Source organism: Flavobacterium sp. CG_9.1 (genome assembly GCF_015751645.1).
Classification (GTDB): Bacteria; Bacteroidota; Bacteroidia; order Flavobacteriales; family Flavobacteriaceae; genus Flavobacterium; species Flavobacterium xanthum.
This window is the reverse complement of sequence record NZ_JADOVC010000024.1, coordinates 38643-56826: the sequence shown is the minus strand read 5'-3', so window position 1 is coordinate 56826 and position 18184 is coordinate 38643. Positions and strand designations below refer to the sequence as shown.

17 protein-coding genes are annotated in these 18184 nt (G+C 34.6%); 10 read left to right on the top strand and 7 right to left on the bottom strand.

Translation table 11 applies throughout. The annotated features are described in order from the left end of the window. Window positions 1–196: 196 nt before the first annotated feature. The 3 genes from IWX83_RS12865 to IWX83_RS12855 all read left to right on the top strand — a co-directional run bounded on the left by IWX83_RS12865 (window position 197) and on the right by IWX83_RS12855 (window position 2381). Window positions 197–856, top strand: a complete 660-nt coding sequence (locus IWX83_RS12865; RefSeq protein ID WP_196830176.1) for an AAA family ATPase — start codon at window positions 197–199, stop codon at window positions 854–856. A 108-nt stretch (window positions 857–964) separates the two neighbouring features. Then, window positions 965–1441, top strand: coding sequence for a hypothetical protein (locus IWX83_RS12860; protein WP_196830174.1), 477 nt, complete (start codon window positions 965–967; stop codon window positions 1439–1441). Window positions 1442–1472: 31 nt separating this feature from the next. Beyond that, window positions 1473–2381, top strand: coding sequence for a YafY family protein (locus tag IWX83_RS12855; protein WP_196830172.1), 909 nt, complete (start codon window positions 1473–1475; stop codon window positions 2379–2381). A gap of 6 nt (window positions 2382–2387) precedes the next feature. Here IWX83_RS12855 and IWX83_RS12850 read toward each other — a convergent pair whose 3' ends face one another. The 3 genes from IWX83_RS12850 to IWX83_RS12840 all read right to left on the bottom strand — a co-directional run bounded on the left by IWX83_RS12850 (window position 2388) and on the right by IWX83_RS12840 (window position 4326). Then, window positions 2388–3095, bottom strand: a complete 708-nt coding sequence (locus IWX83_RS12850; RefSeq protein WP_196830170.1) for a tRNA1(Val) (adenine(37)-N6)-methyltransferase — start codon at window positions 3093–3095, stop codon at window positions 2388–2390. Window positions 3096–3229: 134 nt separating this feature from the next. Then, window positions 3230–3754 carry a ribosome maturation factor RimM gene (rimM, locus tag IWX83_RS12845; RefSeq protein ID WP_196830168.1) on the bottom strand — a complete coding sequence of 175 codons (525 nt, stop codon included), beginning with the start codon at window positions 3752–3754 and terminating at the stop codon, window positions 3230–3232. 14 nt (window positions 3755–3768) lie between these two features. After that, complete coding sequence (locus IWX83_RS12840; protein WP_066079544.1) at window positions 3769–4326, bottom strand: 30S ribosomal protein S16; 558 nt, start codon at window positions 4324–4326, stop codon at window positions 3769–3771. 200 nt (window positions 4327–4526) lie between these two features. Here IWX83_RS12840 and IWX83_RS12835 point away from each other — a divergent pair, with 200 nt between their 5' ends. Further along, on the top strand, window positions 4527–5006 hold the full coding sequence (locus IWX83_RS12835) for a DUF6252 family protein (RefSeq protein ID WP_196830165.1): 480 nt from the start codon (window positions 4527–4529) through the stop codon (window positions 5004–5006). A 153-nt stretch (window positions 5007–5159) separates the two neighbouring features. Continuing rightward, a complete protein-coding gene (locus IWX83_RS12830) occupies window positions 5160–5522 on the top strand; it encodes an RNA-binding protein (protein WP_066079550.1) in 363 nt (120 codons plus the stop codon). Window positions 5523–5683: 161 nt separating this feature from the next. Here the strand turns inward: IWX83_RS12830 and leuB are convergent, their stop codons facing one another. From leuB to leuC, 4 genes are all read right to left on the bottom strand, one after another. Further along, on the bottom strand, window positions 5684–6745 hold the full coding sequence (leuB, locus tag IWX83_RS12825) for a 3-isopropylmalate dehydrogenase (RefSeq protein ID WP_073353596.1): 1062 nt from the start codon (window positions 6743–6745) through the stop codon (window positions 5684–5686). Between the two features lie 75 nt (window positions 6746–6820). Next, window positions 6821–8395 carry an alpha-isopropylmalate synthase regulatory domain-containing protein gene (locus tag IWX83_RS12820; protein ID WP_196830163.1) on the bottom strand — a complete coding sequence of 525 codons (1575 nt, stop codon included), beginning with the start codon at window positions 8393–8395 and terminating at the stop codon, window positions 6821–6823. A 132-nt stretch (window positions 8396–8527) separates the two neighbouring features. After that, window positions 8528–9124, bottom strand: coding sequence for a 3-isopropylmalate dehydratase small subunit (gene leuD, locus IWX83_RS12815; RefSeq protein ID WP_196830161.1), 597 nt, complete (start codon window positions 9122–9124; stop codon window positions 8528–8530). Window positions 9125–9282: 158 nt separating this feature from the next. Further along, entirely contained in the window at window positions 9283–10677 is a 1395-nt protein-coding gene (gene leuC, locus IWX83_RS12810; protein WP_073353599.1) for a 3-isopropylmalate dehydratase large subunit, read from the bottom strand. 890 nt (window positions 10678–11567) lie between these two features. Between leuC and IWX83_RS12805 the strand changes: the two genes are divergently transcribed. Genes IWX83_RS12805 through IWX83_RS12785 form a run of 5 tightly spaced genes read left to right on the top strand, consistent with a single transcriptional unit; the run spans window position 11568 to window position 17543 of the window. Then, a complete protein-coding gene (locus IWX83_RS12805; protein WP_084129593.1) occupies window positions 11568–12077 on the top strand; it encodes a T9SS type A sorting domain-containing protein in 510 nt (169 codons plus the stop codon). A 51-nt stretch (window positions 12078–12128) separates the two neighbouring features. Continuing rightward, entirely contained in the window at window positions 12129–12764 is a 636-nt protein-coding gene (locus IWX83_RS12800) for an outer membrane beta-barrel protein (RefSeq protein WP_196830160.1), read from the top strand. 7 nt (window positions 12765–12771) lie between these two features. Further along, complete coding sequence (locus IWX83_RS12795; protein WP_196830158.1) at window positions 12772–14808, top strand: hypothetical protein; 2037 nt, start codon at window positions 12772–12774, stop codon at window positions 14806–14808. Window positions 14809–14818: 10 nt separating this feature from the next. Continuing rightward, window positions 14819–16933 carry a hypothetical protein gene (locus tag IWX83_RS12790; RefSeq protein ID WP_196830156.1) on the top strand — a complete coding sequence of 705 codons (2115 nt, stop codon included), beginning with the start codon at window positions 14819–14821 and terminating at the stop codon, window positions 16931–16933. Further along, on the top strand, window positions 16893–17543 hold the full coding sequence (locus IWX83_RS12785; RefSeq protein WP_196830154.1) for a hypothetical protein: 651 nt from the start codon (window positions 16893–16895) through the stop codon (window positions 17541–17543). The genes IWX83_RS12790 and IWX83_RS12785 overlap by 41 nt, the downstream gene beginning before the upstream one ends. The last annotated feature ends 641 nt before the right edge of the window (window positions 17544–18184 follow it).

Below are 18184 nucleotides of genomic sequence, written 5' to 3'. Positions count from 1 at the left end.
CAGGGAAAAGAATTAATTTTCTTTTCTTTGTTCTGAAAAAATATTTCATCTTCATTTGCGATTCCTGACTCTCGCATTTATTAATTGAATTCAAGTTCTTTTTGAATCTAGTTTAGAAAAAGAAGCAAGCGATTTACAGAGTAACTTATTAAAATTTCAATTAAAACCAAAAAAAACAACCCAAATAAGTTTTATTGTGAGTGATGAAAAAGGGCTTACTACCAAGAATATTGAAGTTAAAAAACCTAAAGTAAATCTAGATCTACATTATAATGATGATTTCAAAAATATACATCAGTTAATTGTTAAGAATTTAAAAAAAAGAGATACTAAAGGTTTATATTTATTTCATGGATTACCTGGTACAGGAAAAAGCACTTATATAAAATACTTAATCCATCAACAAAATAAGAAGGTAATTTTTTTATCTCCTAAAATTGCGGGTAATTTAGATGATATGTCGTTTACCAAGTTTATACTAGATAATCCAAATTGTGTTTTGGTTATAGAAGATGCAGAGGATTTAATACTTTCAAGAGATAATCATCATAATTCCAGACTTTCATTCTTACTGAACTTGACAGATGGTCTACTTGCAGATAGTCTAGGGATTCAAGTAATCGCTACATTTAATACTGATTTAAAAAATATAGATATGGCTTTACTTCGAAAAGGGAGACTAACTTCAATTTATAATTTTAAATTACTTGCAACAGATAAAACTAACGTGCTTTTGGAAAAGTTGGGTCATGATATTGTAGTAGAGAATTCCCTATCATTGGCGGATATATTCAATTTTAGAACGGATCTAAATTATCAATCGATAGCAAGAAAAGCTGTTGGTTTTGGGAATTGATTAGATAGTTCAAAAAATATTGCTAGTATATCATATATTTGGATAATATTAAAAAATTAAAAATTTGCTTCAAAAACTTTATTAAATAATTATATAAAAAACATCTTTATGACTAATCCAGAAAATAACAAGCAGACACACGAATCTGACTCTTCAGTACAAAGAAAAGTTGAATCACAAGTAAAAATATATCTTCACAAGAAACATGGTTGGAACCTTTCTGCAAACAAAAGAGAATATAGCTCAAAGTATGAATTAGATTTCTGTGATCTTGAGAACAAAATTATGGGTGAAATTTATGCTGGAATTGACAAAGTGAATCCAGCTCAAAAAAATAAAGTAAAAGCCGATCTTTTAAAACTTATTGCTGCTGAAAAGGATTTTGGAAATAAATGGGAAAAGCATTATGTATTTGTTGATAAAAATGTAGAGAAAGCTTTTATAGGTGATAGCTGGCTCGGAGAGGCTATAAAATCATTTGAGATTAAGTTGTCAACTGTTTCTTTATCAGATTTAGAGCCAGGTATTGAAGCGGAATTGCGTGCGGCAAAAGCAAAGCAACAAAGGGGAAATCAAACTAAGTGAAGGCCAGATCTCAGAAAAAAATGAAAGAATAATGTCTAAAAAGCAATTTATAAAACGGCACCATCTTATTATAAACAAACTGCGATCCAATCCTTGTTCGTTTAAGGATTTACTTGAGTATTTAGAAAAGCATTCAATAGATTGCGAGGAGAATTATGTGATTTCAAAACGTACTTTTGAACGTGATGTCCAAGAGATAGGAGAAATTTACAATATTGATATTGAGTATTCCCGTTCGAATAATGTGTATCAAATTGTACAAGATGCCAACGAAGGAAAAACAGATCGATTAATTGAATCATTTCAAATATTTAATGCATTAAATATTTCTGATTCTCTTTCAAATCATATTATTATTGAAAAAAGAAGATCAGTAGGAACTGATAATATGCATGGTTTACTGCATGCTATAAAAAACCAATTTATAATTGATTTTACTCATGAAAAATTTTGGAAAACCAATAACGAAATAAAGATTCGTACTGTTTATCCGTTGGCTTTGAAAGAAGCTAGAAATCGTTGGTATTTGGTTGCTAAAGACTCTAAAGATGGTATTTTTAAAACTTTTGGATTAGAACGAATTACAAATATGCAGATAACAAGTAAAAAATATCCATATCCAAATGATTTTGATGCTAATGAAAAATTCAAATATTCTTTTGGAATAATTACAAATGAAATTCAACCTGAAAAAATTAAACTTTGCTTGTCACATGATCAAGCCAATTATGTGAAGACATTGCCATTGCATTATTCTCAAAAAATAGTGGAAGAAACCGTTAAAGAATGTATTATCGAATTGCACTTGAGTCCAACGGTAGATTTTATCATGGAACTTTTATCAATGGGTTCCGAAATGGTAGTTCTCGAGCCAGAATCACTTAAAATAAAAATCATTGAGACACTTGAAAGAAGTTTAAATAATTACAAACCTCTTTAATGCAGACTACATCTTCAAATAAAAATCCTTAGTCAAGCCAATGTATTCTGGAGTATAGATATGTCTAGCGGTTTCAATAACTAGTTCATCAATAGAGAAATCAACTTCTTTTTTTCGGCTAAAAGCCAATAAGCTACGTTTGATTTCTGTGGTTGGAATGCCTTTTACGCGAGTGATTTTCATGGGGTACAACTCATATTCTTTGGCTATAGCCAAAAATCGATCTTCCTCTTTGAACGGAATGATTACTGAAAAAATACCATTTTCAGACAATAATAAATCAGCAGCTTCAATTAAATCCTCAAAAGGCATCGCATCTTGAAAACGGGCTAAATCGCGTTGTTCGTTTTCTGTTTTGTAATCTTCGCTGTAAAAAGGGGGATTAGAAATAATTAAATCATACTCATCTTCTGGTTCTTCTACAAACTCATCTAAACCGGCATGGAAACAAAATAAGCGGTCACTCCAAGGGGAGTTTTCAAAATTATCTACGGATTGTTCATAAGCTTCTCCGTCAATTTCTAGCGCGTCAATTTGCTCTGCATTGGTTCTTTGTGCCAACATTAAGGCTATGATACCTGTTCCTGTACCAATATCTAATATGCCGAAAGGATTGTTCGTTATTGGCGTCCAAGCACCTAGCAATACACCATCAGTACCAACTTTCATGGCACAACGATCCTGTTCGATAGTAAATTGTTTGAATTGGAACAAAATGATTTTAGATTGAGGATTAACGATTGCAGATTGCAGATTTTTTTTAATAGAATACTAAAAACTGAATACGGATCACTTTTCTAGATGATTAGCGATTGGTGATTGCGTATTTGTTAGACTGAGCACTTTTTTTATAAGTACATCTCAATCAATCCTTCTGGTAAATCCATGATGACTTTCTTATTTTCTCTGTCAATTTTCACAAGAAAATGGTCAATCATAGGAATGAGGATTTCTACTTCGCCATTAAGTACTTCAAAAAGAGGTTGGGCAGTAGTGTCATTTATGGATTGAATTTTTCCAACAACGCCTAAGCGTTTGTCTTCAACTTCAAATCCTATTACTTCGTGGAAATAGAATTTGTTACCAGTAAGTTTTGGTAACATTTTTAAAGGAAGGTAGATTGCGTTCCCTAGTATAGCATCTGCATCTTCTTCAGTATTCATGTCTTCAAAACGAATTCGGAGGAAATCGTTTTTGTGCAGGGAACTGGTTTCAATAAAAAAAGGAACCAAGTGTTTGTTGCATTCAACAAACACTGATTCCAAGTTTTCGTATAACTCTGGTTCGTCCGTGTCTAAATAGGCAAGAACTTCCCCTTTGAAACTAAATTTTTTAGCGATTTTACCTAAGTAGAAACAATCTTCTTTACGCATCTTCGCTTCTTAAATTATGCTTCAGTAGTTTCGTTATTTTCTTCTGCAGCAGGAGTCTCTTCAGCCGAAGCTTCAACTTCTTCCTCTACAGCTGGATTTGCAGCGGCAATCGCATCTGCTTCAGCTTGTGCAGCTGCAGCTAAACGTTTTGCATTTACATCTTGTTCTGCTTTGAAAGCTTTAGCTTTAACATCAGCTTGCGCCTTAGTTAAACCATCTTTTTTAGCATCAACTGTTCCTGTTTTTGCTTCTAACCAAGTCGCTAATTTTGCGTCAGCTTGTTCTTGAGTTAAAGCTCCTTTACGGATACCACCATCAAGGTGATGTTTCAATAAAGCTCCTTTGTAAGAAAGAATTGCTTTTGCGGTATCAGTTGGTTGAGCACCATTGTGCAACCATTTTACTGCGCTATCAAGGTTCAAGTCGATAGTTGCTGGGTTTGTGTTTGGATTGTAAGTACCTATTTTCTCTAAGTATTTACCATCTCTTTTTGAGCGTGCATCTGCTGCTACAACCCAGTAAAAAGGTTTTCCTTTTTTACCGTGTCTTTGTAATCTAATTTTTACTGACATAATCTTGTGATTAAATTTTGAGGTACTCGACCTCGATTAATTAAGGGTGCAAAGATACATTTTTTATTGATAATCGCTAATCCAAGTCGTGTTTTAATGAATGGTATTGGGTTTCGTCTGATTTTGATGGCTATTTTTTTCTACGGAGTTTAATTTTTTAAACTTTAATATCTTATTTTTGTTACTTCAAAATAGGTTTTATGAAAAAATATATCTTGTTTCTTGTGGTGCTTTTTGTAGTAGTTTCGTGTGAGGAAGACGTTAGGTTTAATAATCCTTCTTTTCAAGGTATGAAAAACAATGTGTTTTGGAGAGCCGTGCAGGCTAAAGCGACCTTAGCGTCCGATGGATCTTTATTAATCGAAGCCTACACTGGAACCGAAGTAATGTCCTTGAAAATGACTTCTACCACAACGCAGAAATTCCCTTTGGGCACAAGTAATTCAAAAACGGCTGTTTATGTGATAAATCAAGGAAATAGCGAAATCAAATATACAACAGGCATTGGTATTGGGAGTGGTGAAATAATACTAACCGAATATGATGATCTAAATAGAACAATATCAGGAACTTTTAAATTTAATGCTAAAAATATCGATGACAATTCCTCATCGGATCCGGTATTAAATTTTCAGCAAGGTGTTTTTTATAAAGTTCCGGTAAGTGTTCTTGTTCCTTAAAATATAGGCTTTAAGGTTTACTAATCACATGCGCTTACTGTTGTATCCAGACTACTTTCATTTTTAATTTAAAATAAAATCATAAATAAGCTAATATATAGTAGATTAGAAAAAAAATGCACTACATTTGTTGTATTATTTAAATAAGGACATATGAATATTTTTGTTGGAAGCCTTCCATTCAGTATTGAGGAAGCAGATTTAAGAGAGTCTTTCGAGGCTTACGGAGCAGTTGATTCAGTTAAAATTATTACTGATAAATTTACTGGAAGAAGTAAAGGATTTGGTTTTGTTGAGATGCCAAATGATGACGAAGCTCAAAAAGCTATTGACGAATTGAACGGTGCAACTGTTCAAGGACGTGCAATTGTAGTTAACAAATCTGAGCCTAAACCAGAAGGCGAAAGAAGAAGTTTTAACAATAACAGTCGTGGTGGAGATTCTCGCGGTGGTTATGGTGGTGGAAACAGCCGTGGTGGAGAAAACCGTGGTGGTGGAAACAGAGGAGGATATTAATATTTTTTTCTAGCTATAAAAAAAGGTGTCAATGAAAATTGACACCTTTTTTGTTATTTATTATTTTTCTTAAAGTTGAGTAAAAGCTAAAAAGTGTGTTGTTCTTCAGGTTGTAATATTTAGCTATTACTCAATTTTTAAACAATATAATTTTTTATAATTTACAAATTCGCAACTAACCAGTCACCAACTTCGCTAGTTTTATAGGTTTTAGCATCTTTGGTGGCCAAATCCTCGGTTACAATTCCTTGTTCTAAGGATTTATTCACCACTGCTCTAATAGCTTCTGCTTCTTCTTTTAAACCAAATGCATCTTCAAACATCATCGCTGCAGATAAAACAGTCGCTAACGGATTCGCAATATTCAATCCAGTTGCTTGCGGATAGGAGCCGTGAATGGGTTCGTATAATGAAGTATGTTCTCCCACAGATGCGGATGGCATCAGTCCCATCGATCCTGAAATTACGGATGCTTCATCCGTTAAAATATCTCCAAAAAGGTTTTCAGTAATCAATACATCATAGGAATTAGGCCATTGCACTAATCGCATGGCGACTGCATCTACAAATTCATAGCTCACAGTTACTTCTGGATAGTCTTTTTCCATTGCTTGCACTGTTTCTCTCCATAAACGGGATGTTTCTAAAACATTTGCTTTGTCAACACAGCAGAGTTTTTTAGTTCGGGTCATAGCTAATTCAAAACCTTTTTTGGCTAAGCGTTGTACCTCAACTCTTGTATAAGTACACGTGTCGTATGCGGTTTCGCCTCCATCTAGTCTTCCTTTTTCTCCAAAATAAATCCCACCAGTTAATTCTCTTAGGAAAACCAAGTCCGTTCCTTCGATGCGTTCTCTTTTTAGAGGGGAATTGTCAATTAGCGAAGGAAATGTAAAAGTAGGACGTACATTAGCAAATAAGCCCAATTTTTTTCTCATTAATAACAGTCCTTGTTCGGGACGAACAGGAGCACTTGGGTCATTATCGAATTTTGGATGTCCAACAGCTCCGAACAAAACCGCATCTGCTTTCATACAAATTTCATGCGTTTCGTCTGGGTAAGGAACTCCAACGGCATCAATGGCACAAGCACCTGTAAGTGCTGGTGTCCAAATAATTTCGTGATTGAATTTTTTTGCAATAGCATCGGAAACTTTTACGGCCTCATTGATTACTTCGGGTCCAATTCCGTCCCCAGCTAAAAGTGCGATTGTATATTTCATGTCTTAAAGTTTGATATTTCTGTTCTCAGCCACTTTCGAAGGAAAGAAAGCTGAGATCTAGTAGAAATGTTTTTTTTAGTGTTTCAGTTCTTTTTCAGTTTCGTCTCTCTGTACTTCGAGTACGGTTGGGGAGGGGATGACATTCAACATTTTTTGCGTAGCTATAATTGCTGCCACCGTTTGATCTGAATCTAATCCTCTTGTTTTAAATTCTTTTCCGTTGTTGATCCAGGTAATTATGGTTTCACATAATGCATCTGAACTACTTCCCGGTGGGATTCGTACTGCATAATCAATCAATTTAGGTAGTTCTAAATTTTTGCTTTTGTAAATTTTTGCTAATGCATTCATAAAAGCGTCAAATTGTCCGTCCCCTTGTGCATGCTCTTCAATAACTTCTCCGTCTATTTTTAAAGAAAGCGTGGTGGATGGGCGCATTCCTTTAGCATGGGATAAAATATACGATTCCACTACTATTTTCTCTTCATAGGTCTGGCTGTCTAAAACATCTGATATGATATAGGGTAAATCTTCCTTTGTGACCGTTTCTTTTTTGTCGCCTAATTCGATAATTCTTTGGGTAACTAATTTTAGGTCTTCTTGATTCAATTGTAATCCCAATTCTTGCAGATTTTTCTCAATATTAGCTTTTCCCGATGTTTTTCCAAGTGCGTATTTTCGTTTTCTCCCAAAGCGCTCTGGCAGTAAATCATTAAAATATAAGTTGTTTTTATTATCACCATCAGCATGAATTCCAGCTGTTTGTGTAAAGACATTATCGCCAACTATAGGTTTGTTAGCAGGAATTCTGTAGCCTGTAAAAGTTTCAACCAACTTACTGACAGAGTATAAGGAAGATTCTTTTACGCTGATTTCTATTTCTGGTAAAAAGTCATTGATGACAGCAACTGTGCTTTCTAGAGGGGCGTTTCCAGCACGTTCTCCCATTCCATTTACAGTGACATGAAGCCCCTGAATCCCTGCTTTTACTGCTTCCATCACGTTAGCAATACTCAAATCATAGTCGTTGTGTGCGTGAAAATCAAAATGGGTATTTGGGTATCTCTTTATAATTTTCGAAATAAACGCAAACGTTTCAGATGGAATTAAAACGCCTAATGTATCAGGTAATAAGATTCTTTTAACGGGTTGTTTTGTTAAAAAATCTAGATATTGAAAGACATATTCGGGTGAATCTCGCATGCCATTGCTCCAATCTTCGAGATACACATTAGTTTCAATATGGTGAGCTGCGGCCAAAGCTATCGTTTGGGCGATTTCAGAAAAATGTTGTTCTGGTGTCTTTTTTAATTGATGTGTTAGGTGATTTAGGGAGCCTTTAGTCAATAAGTTTTGAACTTTAGCACCTGTTTTTTTCATCCATTCGATAGAAAGCCCGCCGTCTACAAATGTCAAAACCTCGATTCGGTCGTTGTATCCTTTGGCAGAAGCCCATGCCATAATCCCTTTGACTCCTTGAAATTCGCCTTCGCTAACTCGTGCAGAAGCGATTTCGATTCGATCAACATTTAATTCTTCCAGCAACAATTGTGCAATGGTTAGCTTTTCGGCAGCAGAAAAAGATACTCCAGAGGTTTGTTCCCCGTCACGGAGTGTCGTATCCATTATTTCAATCTTTCTTTTTTCCATTTCTAATTTTGAGGCTATTACAATCTTTTTTCTGTCGATTTTAAACCGTACAATTATATTTTATAAAACAATTAAAGGAGTTGCCGCAGCCAGCACTATTTTCAAACGATAGCAACTCCCTTTTTAGTTTTTTTAGTACGGAAGTTCATTTGCAAATGTGATCACTTCCTCTTTTATGTTTTGTAAATAGTCAATATCATCAAATCCATTGATCATATTATCTTTTTTGTATCCTGAAATGTCAAAAGATTCTTTTTCTCCAGTTGCTTTAAGTATAATGGTCTGTTCTGGAAGGTTGACTTCTATTTCTGTTTTAGGATCTGCTGCTATCGCTTCGAAAATTTTATCGGCAAATGGAGCGCTTACTTGAACAGGAAGGACACCTACATTTAAGCAGTTGTTTCTAAAAATATCAGCAAAAAAACTAGATACTACACAACGGAAGCCATAATCATAAACTGCCCAAGCCGCATGTTCTCTGGAAGATCCAGATCCAAAATTCCTCCCGCCCACAAGGATTTGTCCGCTATAAGTAGGATTGTTTAAAACAAAATCTAATTTTGGTGAATCATCATTATTGTATCTCCAATCGCGGAAAAGGTTGTCACCAAAGCCAACGCGTTCTGTTGCTTTTAGAAAACGTGCGGGAATAATTTGATCGGTATCTACATTTTCTATAGAAAGTGGAACTGCTGTGCTGGTAAGAGTCGTAAATTTATCGTAAGCCATTGTAATTTTTGATTTTTGATTAACGATTTTTGATTTTCATTGAAAAAATAAATCTTGGTCGCCACTATTTTTATATATCTATTAAAAAGCGAAGTTGAAAGTGGAGTAGATTTTCGATATTTGAAATCAAAAATCCTTAATCTACATGCAGCAATCTTTTACAACAACTCTCGTGGATCCGTCAATATTCCCGTCACTGCCGCTGCCGCTGCCATAAATGGACTAGCTAATAACGTTCTGGAACCAGGTCCTTGACGTCCTTCAAAATTCCTGTTGGAAGTACTAACTGCGTATTTTCCAGCTGGCACTTTATCGTCGTTCATCGCAAGACAAGCAGAGCAACCTGGTTGACGCAATACAAAACCTGACTCAGTCAATATATCAAGAATTCCTTCTTCTTTTATTTGTGCTTCGACAACATGTGATCCTGGAACGAGCCACGCTGTAACATTAGCGGCTTTTTGGCGGCCTTTTACAATCGAAGCAAAAGCTCTAAAGTCTTCAATACGACCGTTAGTACAACTCCCTAAAAAGACGTAATCAATTTGTTTGCCTATCATGGCTTCTCCTTGTTGGAATCCCATGTACCCTAAAGATTTGGCATAGGTTTCTGCTCCTTCAACAACATCTTTAGCATTTGGAATACTTTTAGAAATTCCCAAGCCCATTCCTGGATTAGTTCCGTACGTAATCATTGGTTCAATATCTGAAGCTTCAAAGTTGATTTCTTCATCAAATTTAGCATCCACATCTGTTTTTAAGGTTTTCCAGTAGGCTACTGCGCTATCCCAAGCATCACCTTTTGGAGCATATAAACGTCCTTCTAAGTAGTCAAAAGTTGTTTGATCTGGAGCAATCATTCCTCCACGAGCTCCCATTTCGATGCTTAAATTACAAACGGTCATACGGCCTTCCATGGTCATGTCTTCAAAAACTTTTCCTGCGTATTCTACAAAATAACCAGTAGCACCTGAAGTGGATAGTTTTGAGATGATATAAAGCGCAACATCTTTTGGCGTAACTCCTAACTGAAGATCACCAGCGACATTAACGCGCATTTTTTTAGGCTTGGGTTGCATGATGCATTGGGTAGAAAGTACCATTTCTACCTCAGAAGTACCGATTCCGAAAGCAATAGCGCCAAAGGCACCGTGAGTCGAGGTATGTGAATCGCCACAAACGATGGTTGCGCCTGGTAATGTAATTCCGTTTTCAGGGCCCACGACGTGAACGATTCCATTTTTTGAGTTTCCTAATCCCCAGTGGCTAATCCCGTATTCTTTGGAGTTTTCTTCTAAAGCTTTTAGTTGGTTAGCAGATAATGGGTCTTCAACGGGTAAATGTTGGTTTATGGTTGGGGTATTATGATCGGCAGTGGCAAAAGTACGCTCTGGATATAAAACCGAGATTCCTCTTTCTTTTAAACCTAAAAAAGCAACAGGGCTTGTAACTTCATGAATAAAATGACGGTCAATAAAGAACACATCTGGTCCATCTTCAATTTTACGCACCACGTGCGAATCCCATACTTTGTCAAATAATGTAGTACTCATTGTAATATTTTTTTAAGTGTATTTCTTCTTTTACAACTCATATAACTTTAGTAGTTGTAACGGTCAAAGCAAATTTAATAAAAGTAATAAAGGCGTCAATTTGGATTACTCATTATATACGATGCCCAAACTGTTTTTATTGCGTGCTATAGTTGCGTTTCAATAATTATCTTTTTGTGTTCCTTTTGTGTTTTTATTTTGTTCCATGGTAAATGGGCTTAAATTGTTTTTTGCTATTGTTTTAACAAATTATTGATCTGTCTTATTTTGGCCTTTTTTATTCGTTATTATTGATGATGTTACACTAAAAGAGGATTTAAATGATTATTATTTAGTGATTGTTTATAATTAGTTTTTTTTAAGGAATGCCGTCAATTATATTTCATTAAAAAAAAACAATTTTTTTTATTAAAAAAACAATTTTTTTTTAATGAAATACTACGACATCCAATAAACTATTTTCTCTCGCTTTCAGAACTTTTCAAGAGTCACATAGAGATTGTGAATGCACAAGAATATATTGAAATTACCAGTATGTTTTTAAGTTTAAATCTAAATGGTGATCTCTATATGAATTTAAATAGCATTTTAATCACTCACATTTAAAACCACGTAATTCTACGTGGTTTTAAATGTGAGTGAAGTATTAACTTCGCAATGATCATATTAGGAGTAAGTTAGTAATACCTATTATATTCAATTGTTGTTAATGTCCTGTTTTTCATAAGTGTTTTACTATTTAAATAATTAACATTTAGGAACAGCATTTCAAGCAGCTTTTTTATAAAATATGCGGCGGTAAAATGGGTAACTCTATTGTGCCATACATCTGTTAACTCATAAGCTTTGTTAAAAAAAATGAATAGAATTAAATAATTAAAAACATAAAAATGAGAGAAATTTTAACAATTTTATTGTGCTTTTTTTTAGTCCAAATGCATGCTCAAAGTGCATCAAATAAGCTGTTGCTTAGATCTACTACTGGAGTTTCGGGTTCTTCTAACCAAGTAAGTCTAGGCAATCAAAATTACGTTATTCAGCAAAGTGTTGGACAAGCAAGCGTTATAGGTACGTTCGCCAATGGAAGTTTGATATTTCGCCAAGGTTTTATACAACCTAATGTTCTTACAAAGATAGTGGATAAGAAAACACTTTTAAGTCTTGAAGCCATTGTTTACCCGAACCCTTTTATGGAAAGCATCAACATAGTATTTAGCGAGGAAATTACAGATAAAATTTCAGTCGAAATTTATGATATGCTTGGAAGGTTAGTTTTCGCCAAGATATATTCGCCAAGTCAAAATGTTTACGTGATGTTAGGAAGTTCTCCAGTCGCTAATTATATACTAAAGGTGATTGCGAACAAAAAACAATTAGTAAAAAAAATACTTAAAAATTAAATAAAAAATGAAGCACGAAACTCGCAGACAAACTAATACTAAATCAAAAAAATGAAAAAAATTACTTTATTATTCCTGTTAATGATTGCAAGTACGTTTGCAACAGCACAACAACTTTACCTTGAAACAGGGAAAACGATGTCGTCTTTTGATTACACTAATTCTCAAAATGAGAAACTGGGTAATCTTCAGCAAACAGCTCATACTTTTATGGAAATTGGATACCGAGATAGAGTGATATCTAATCAGCAGCAGTTAAAGGGTTCTTTAGGAATACGATATGCCGGATACGGTGCTATTGGTAGTGATAATGAAGTCGGTAATTTTATGGAATGGAATGTTAACTATTTAGAGCTTAGTGTTGGGCTTGATCAACAACTTTTTAAAATTAAGAAAGCTTCAGTTTACTTGAAGGGATCAGCTTCGTATGGTTTTTTAGTTCAGGGAACCCAGACGATCAATAATAGGGTTATTAATTTGAAAAAGATTGAGGAATTTGATAAACCCATATTAAATTTTAGAGTAGGAACAGGTTTCTCACATCCTATTTCAGAAAATCTATCCTTTTATGTTCAATATATGTATGGGAAAAGCGTGGTTTGGGTTGCAAAACCAGAGAAATTGAGAATAGGAAGTAACAATGTAAGTTTTGGGTTATTGGTTAACCTATCTAATAAAACAAGATAATAATATTATGAAAAAATTATTCGTATTTGCTTTCATCTTGTTTGCATGCATCAAACTTACAGCTCAAACAGATGGAATTAGCTATCAAGCCCTAATATTAAACCCTAAAAATCAAGAAATTCTAGGACAAGATGTTAGTGGGAATATCTTTCCAAATAAAAAACTGGAAATTCGGTTTACAATCATCAATGCAGCAGGCGTAGTTGAATATACGGAAGTGCAATCCACAATGACTGATTCTTATGGTATGATTAACCTCGTGATTGGACAAGGTGCTCCTTCTTATGGCGTTTTCACAAAGATTATGTGGGACGGAACCAAGAAGGATTTAAAAGTAGAGATCAATTTGAATGGCAGCTACACAGATTTGAGCAATCAAGCGCTTTTGTTTACTCCATACGCTTATCATAGGGATATTATGGCGACGGGTGATTTATTAGTGGCAGGAAAAGTAGGGTTTTCTGGAGATTTGATTGTCGAGGGAACTACTGATTTAAATAAATCCTTAACCGTGAAAAACGGTTCAGCAACTCAACTTACAGGATCCTTGGATGTTGATGGAGCAGTTGCTATGAATAATGCGGTAACAGTAGGAGGTGCAACTTCCTTAAAAAGTACATTGACAGTTGACGGTGCTATGCAAGTCAATAATTCATTTACTGTAACGGGTCCCGCGGTATTTAATGACCTTGGCGTTAGAACTTTGAATGTAAAAAGTGATAATTCCGCTTTTGTCGCCACCTTCGAAAACCAAAATGGAGGGAACGGAGATGGTTTGTTAATAAAACTAGGAAGAACTCATGGGGCTTGGAATGGCAGCAGTTATTTGAATATTGAAAACCCTTTAGTTAACGCTTTTGATGGCCAAATAAACACAGTTAAAGGCTGGTTGAATGGGGGGTCATTTTCACCTATCCAACTTCTTAATTTAATGCCCGCAACATTTATAGCAGGAGCCATGGCACAAATAACAAATAGCATTACAAGTTCAATAAATGATGGATTAAATTTACCTATTGGTTTTGATGCTGTTGTAGTCCCTAAAACACTAATTCTTCCGGAAGTAGAAATTTTTCCAGGAATAACTATGCCTCCTGGTATTCCAGACATTCCGAAAGTTAGGACTCCAAAAGTGGAACTTCCCTCGTTTGAGATACTTCCTGCGATTCCTAATCTAATTCCAAGAATCCCGAATATTCCAACTGATGGATTACCCAATTTGTCAATCCCAGAAATACCGTCACAGGTAGTAACTAACTCATTAACTAAAGAAAATCAATATGTTACCTTTCAAGATAAAGAGGGAAGGACAACAGGGACCATCAGAGCACAGTCTACAAAAGATTTCAGAGACAACACTATATTAGATAATGTTTATGTGTTAAATGTCGTTGCCAGCTTTACTGGAATTGATTTGTTAGGTGGTATTGCATCAGGTTCTGCGCAAATCTCAAATTTGACGGATAGATTCAATAAGTTAGGAGTAGAATATTCTTCAGGTAACGGAGATTATGCAGAGTGGTTAGAGCGTATAGATCAAAATGAATACTTATCAGCAGGTGATATTGTTGCTGTAAAAGGAGGAAAGATTACAAGGGATTTAAGCAATGCCGAACAAATAATGGCAGTATCTCATCATCCTATTATATTAGGAAATACTCCCGAAAAGGGAAAATCATTTATGGGTAATGATATTGCTTTTATGGGTCAGGTGCCCGTAAAAGTAATGGGGTCCGTACAATCTGGTGATTATATTGTAGCAAATTCTAAAATAAAAGGATATGGAATTGCTATTCATCCAGATAAAATGAAGGCAGAAGATCATGTACTAGCTGTAGGACGTGCTTGGGATAACATGCCTAACGAAGGACCTAAAATGGTGAATACGGTTGTAGGCGTTCACAACGGAGACTGGGCTAAAATTATCACGAAAATTGAAGAGAAACAAAAATTATATGAAGATAAATTCGACAAGATAGAAGCTACTATGAAAATTCTGGATAAAAAAGCAGATAACTTATTATTAATAGACCAAAATAATTAATGTGATCGGTATGAAAAAATTACTATTATTTATGTTGTTCTTGTTTGCTAGTAGCACACTTATGGCACAAACAGATGGAATGAGTTATCAGGCCATACTATTAAATCCAAAAACACAAGAAATACCCGGAGCTGATCCTGGTGGAAATATTTTACCTAACAAGACGATAAAGCTGCGTTTTACTATTTTGAAGTCCGCAGGAGAAGTTTTATACCAAGAGGTTCATAGTACATCTACTGATGCCTATGGGATGATTAACGTGGTCATAGGCCAAGGATTAGCGTTTTCAGGTATTTACACAAATATTGTTTGGGACGGTAGTCTAATAGATTTAAAAGTAGAGATTAACATAGATGGAGAGTATACAAATTTCAGTAATCAATCTCTATTATTCGTTCCTTATGCTTATCATAGAGATGTTTTAGCGAGTGGAAATTTAACAGTGGCAGGGAAAGTAGGGTTTTCTGGAGATTTCATTGTCGACGGAACGGCTGTTTTAAATAAATCATTGACTGTTAATAATGGCTCAGCAACTCAACTTACAGGATCGCTGGGTGTTGATGGAACAGCTTCGATAAATAATACGTTAATAGTGGCAAGTGCAACGGTATTTAGAAATACAGTAGCAGTTGATGGAGCTACTCAAATCAATAATTTAGTTACTGTAACAGGTTCTGGCACCTTGAATGATCTTGCGATTGGAACAATAAATATAAAAAGTGACAATCCAGATTTTGTAGCCACCTATGAAAACCAAAATGAAGCAAATGGAGATGGTTTGCTGATAAAATTAGGACGGACCCACGGAGCTTGGAATGGAAGTGGTTATCTTAATATTCAAAATACTTTTGCACAGGCCTACGACACTCCTATAAATACGGTCAAAGGGTGGCTTGATGGAGGTTCATTTTCACCTGAACAGCTTTTCAAATTAATGCCTGCAAGTATTCAAAAGGGAGTCATGGCTCAAATAGGAAACGCCTTAATCAAAGTCATAAATAGCGGTTTGCAATTGCCAATTGGTACTCCTGAAATCTTTATTCCAAAAACAAAATTAGTAAATAAAATAACTTTCTTCGCAGGAGGAAGAGGGTGTTTACCTGAGGTTTGTTTTCCGGAAATAGGGATATGTCCAGTTTGTACTCCAGAATTTTGTATTACAATATGCACACCAGAGATTCCAAGTATTGTTACTCCGGAGATAGTTTTTCCAAGAATTACACTTATTCCAGCGATTCCAGAGCTATTTCCAACGATTCCAGAAATTCCAACTGCGGGATTACCAAGTTTGTCAATACCAAATTTCACATTTTCAACGGTTACTAATTCATTAACTGTTGAAAATCAATATATTACATTTCAAGATAAAGATGGGAGGGCAGTGGGAACGATTAGAGCTCAGTCTACCAAAGATTTCAGAGATAACACGGTATTAGATAATGTGTATGTCCTAAATACATTGAGTAGCTTTGTTGGACTTGATTTAGCGGGAGGCGTTGCATCTGGTGTTGCACAAATCTCAAATCTAGTCAATAGTTTCAACAAAATAGGCGTTGAATATTCTTCAGGACACGGTGATTATGCGGAGTGGTTGGAGCGCATTGATCAAAACGAATACTTATCGGCAGGGGATGTCATTGCTGTGAAAGGCGGTAAAATCACAAAAAATTTGACTAATGCTGAACAAATAATGGTTGTTTCTCATAAGCCAATTATCACCGGAAATGTTCCTGACGAGCATAAATTAGAGATGGGCAATAATGTAGCTTTTACGGGGCAGGTTCCAGTAAAGGTAACAGGGCCAATACAATCTGGAGATTATATTATAGCAAGTTCAGCAATCAAAGGGTATGGAATTGCAATCCATCCGAAGGAGATGACTTCTATACATTTTTCTTTAGTAGTGGGGCGTTCTTGGGAAAATCAATTAAATGCTGGACCAAAAATGGTAAATATTGTTGTTGGTGTTCAAAATGGAGATTGGAATTTGCAAGTAAGTAAAATTCAGCAACAACAAGAACAATTGGATGCTAGAATCGAAAATTTAAATACAAAACTGAATCGCATTGCTATAAAAATAAATAATGAAAAAACTAATAAAACCAAATATGCTAGTAGAAATTAGAAAGTTAATGTTAATTACTGTTGGTAGTTTAGGAATATCGCTAACCGCATCAGCTCAGGATTTTGATAAGGTAGGGAACACTAAAGAGGTTATTATTACAGCAGAACAGGCAGAAATCCTTAGTAATAATGAAAAAGAGACTAAAAAATGGATAGATGAACTTCAAACGCCTGGTGTTATAGTTGACGGCAATCAGATGAAATTTAGCAAAGAAGCTTTAAGACTTATTAATGATCCCGAATATCGAATAGGAGTATATAAAGAAGTGTATGACTTTAATGATATAAAGGAAACTCTTATGAACGCGGAATATTTAAAGGCCTTTTGGCAATTGATATCAATTTATCCGAAGGACAAAATATCTGCCATGAAATATATTTATGCTTTTGATAAGGCATTACCAGCGGATAAAATGGTAGTAAGTGCCTTTTATACTTATGCTTTTTTTGATCCTAAAATCACCTCTATTGAAAATGGAAAACCGAAGGTTTATCGTCCTGATATTTTTGAGGAGTATTTAAGACGAACCAAAGAAATTGTTTCTTATATTGCTTATTTTAGAGAAGAGGCGATAAAAGAAAAGGAAAAAAAAGCCAGTATTAAGGAATGAAATTTATCATTACCATTTGGTAAGTAGACAGTTTTGATAGTTTCACTATTCCTTGTGATTAGGGATTGATTAGTAAGTAATATAGGGCCTAGAATTTAGGCCTTTTTTTATTGTCTTCGTTCAGTGTTAGCAATAGATTTATGATAATTATCTGATTATTAGAGTAACATCTTTAACTGATGATCATTGGATTTCATTCCTATAAATATCCATTAAAAATAAGATTATACTACTAATTAAATAAATTAGAAGCGAATTCTGGATATGATAGAATTTTTACTAAATCTGGTTTAAAAATTTTACAGCAGTACCTTTTAATGAAGTCTGTACTAAATGTTGATTTTATAAAACGCTAGTGCTTCCAATACTATTTTTTTTTCAACATAAAAGCATTTTCTTTTGATTTTATGCTAAGTTCTAAATTAGAACTGGTTATCAGATACTGTTAGAAGAATCATTCGGGAACTTTTTTGGAAAAGTAATGAAATTAAGCCATTTCATTTTGTTCATGTGGTGTTTATAGATTTTTATAATCATCAATACAAGAGGTTTTTTAATTAATAATTTTTCCTTTAAGCGTTTGTAAATCCTTTGTAAACAAATGTAACAGCCAATTATTTTTTAGATTTTAACAGTAGAAG

What these genes read in the sequence shown, in the direction of transcription:
- IWX83_RS12860 (WP_196830174.1), top strand. Translation starts at nt 965, where the DNA reads ATGACTAATCCAGAAAATAACAAGCAGACACACGAATCTGACTCTTCA.
- IWX83_RS12855 (WP_196830172.1), top strand. Translation starts at nt 1,473, where the DNA reads ATGTCTAAAAAGCAATTTATAAAACGGCACCATCTTATTATAAACAAA.
- rimM (WP_196830168.1), bottom strand. Translation starts at nt 3,754, where the DNA reads ATGCGTAAAGAAGATTGTTTCTACTTAGGTAAAATCGCTAAAAAATTT.
- IWX83_RS12840 (WP_066079544.1), bottom strand. Translation starts at nt 4,326, where the DNA reads ATGTCAGTAAAAATTAGATTACAAAGACACGGTAAAAAAGGAAAACCT.
- IWX83_RS12835 (WP_196830165.1), top strand. Translation starts at nt 4,527, where the DNA reads ATGAAAAAATATATCTTGTTTCTTGTGGTGCTTTTTGTAGTAGTTTCG.
- IWX83_RS12830 (WP_066079550.1), top strand. Translation starts at nt 5,160, where the DNA reads ATGAATATTTTTGTTGGAAGCCTTCCATTCAGTATTGAGGAAGCAGAT.
- leuB (WP_073353596.1), bottom strand. Translation starts at nt 6,745, where the DNA reads ATGAAATATACAATCGCACTTTTAGCTGGGGACGGAATTGGACCCGAA.
- IWX83_RS12820 (WP_196830163.1), bottom strand. Translation starts at nt 8,395, where the DNA reads ATGGAAAAAAGAAAGATTGAAATAATGGATACGACACTCCGTGACGGG.
- leuD (WP_196830161.1), bottom strand. Translation starts at nt 9,124, where the DNA reads ATGGCTTACGATAAATTTACGACTCTTACCAGCACAGCAGTTCCACTT.
- leuC (WP_073353599.1), bottom strand. Translation starts at nt 10,677, where the DNA reads ATGAGTACTACATTATTTGACAAAGTATGGGATTCGCACGTGGTGCGT.
- IWX83_RS12805 (WP_084129593.1), top strand. Translation starts at nt 11,568, where the DNA reads ATGAGAGAAATTTTAACAATTTTATTGTGCTTTTTTTTAGTCCAAATG.
- IWX83_RS12800 (WP_196830160.1), top strand. Translation starts at nt 12,129, where the DNA reads ATGAAAAAAATTACTTTATTATTCCTGTTAATGATTGCAAGTACGTTT.
- IWX83_RS12795 (WP_196830158.1), top strand. Translation starts at nt 12,772, where the DNA reads ATGAAAAAATTATTCGTATTTGCTTTCATCTTGTTTGCATGCATCAAA.
- IWX83_RS12790 (WP_196830156.1), top strand. Translation starts at nt 14,819, where the DNA reads ATGAAAAAATTACTATTATTTATGTTGTTCTTGTTTGCTAGTAGCACA.
- IWX83_RS12785 (WP_196830154.1), top strand. Translation starts at nt 16,893, where the DNA reads ATGAAAAAACTAATAAAACCAAATATGCTAGTAGAAATTAGAAAGTTA.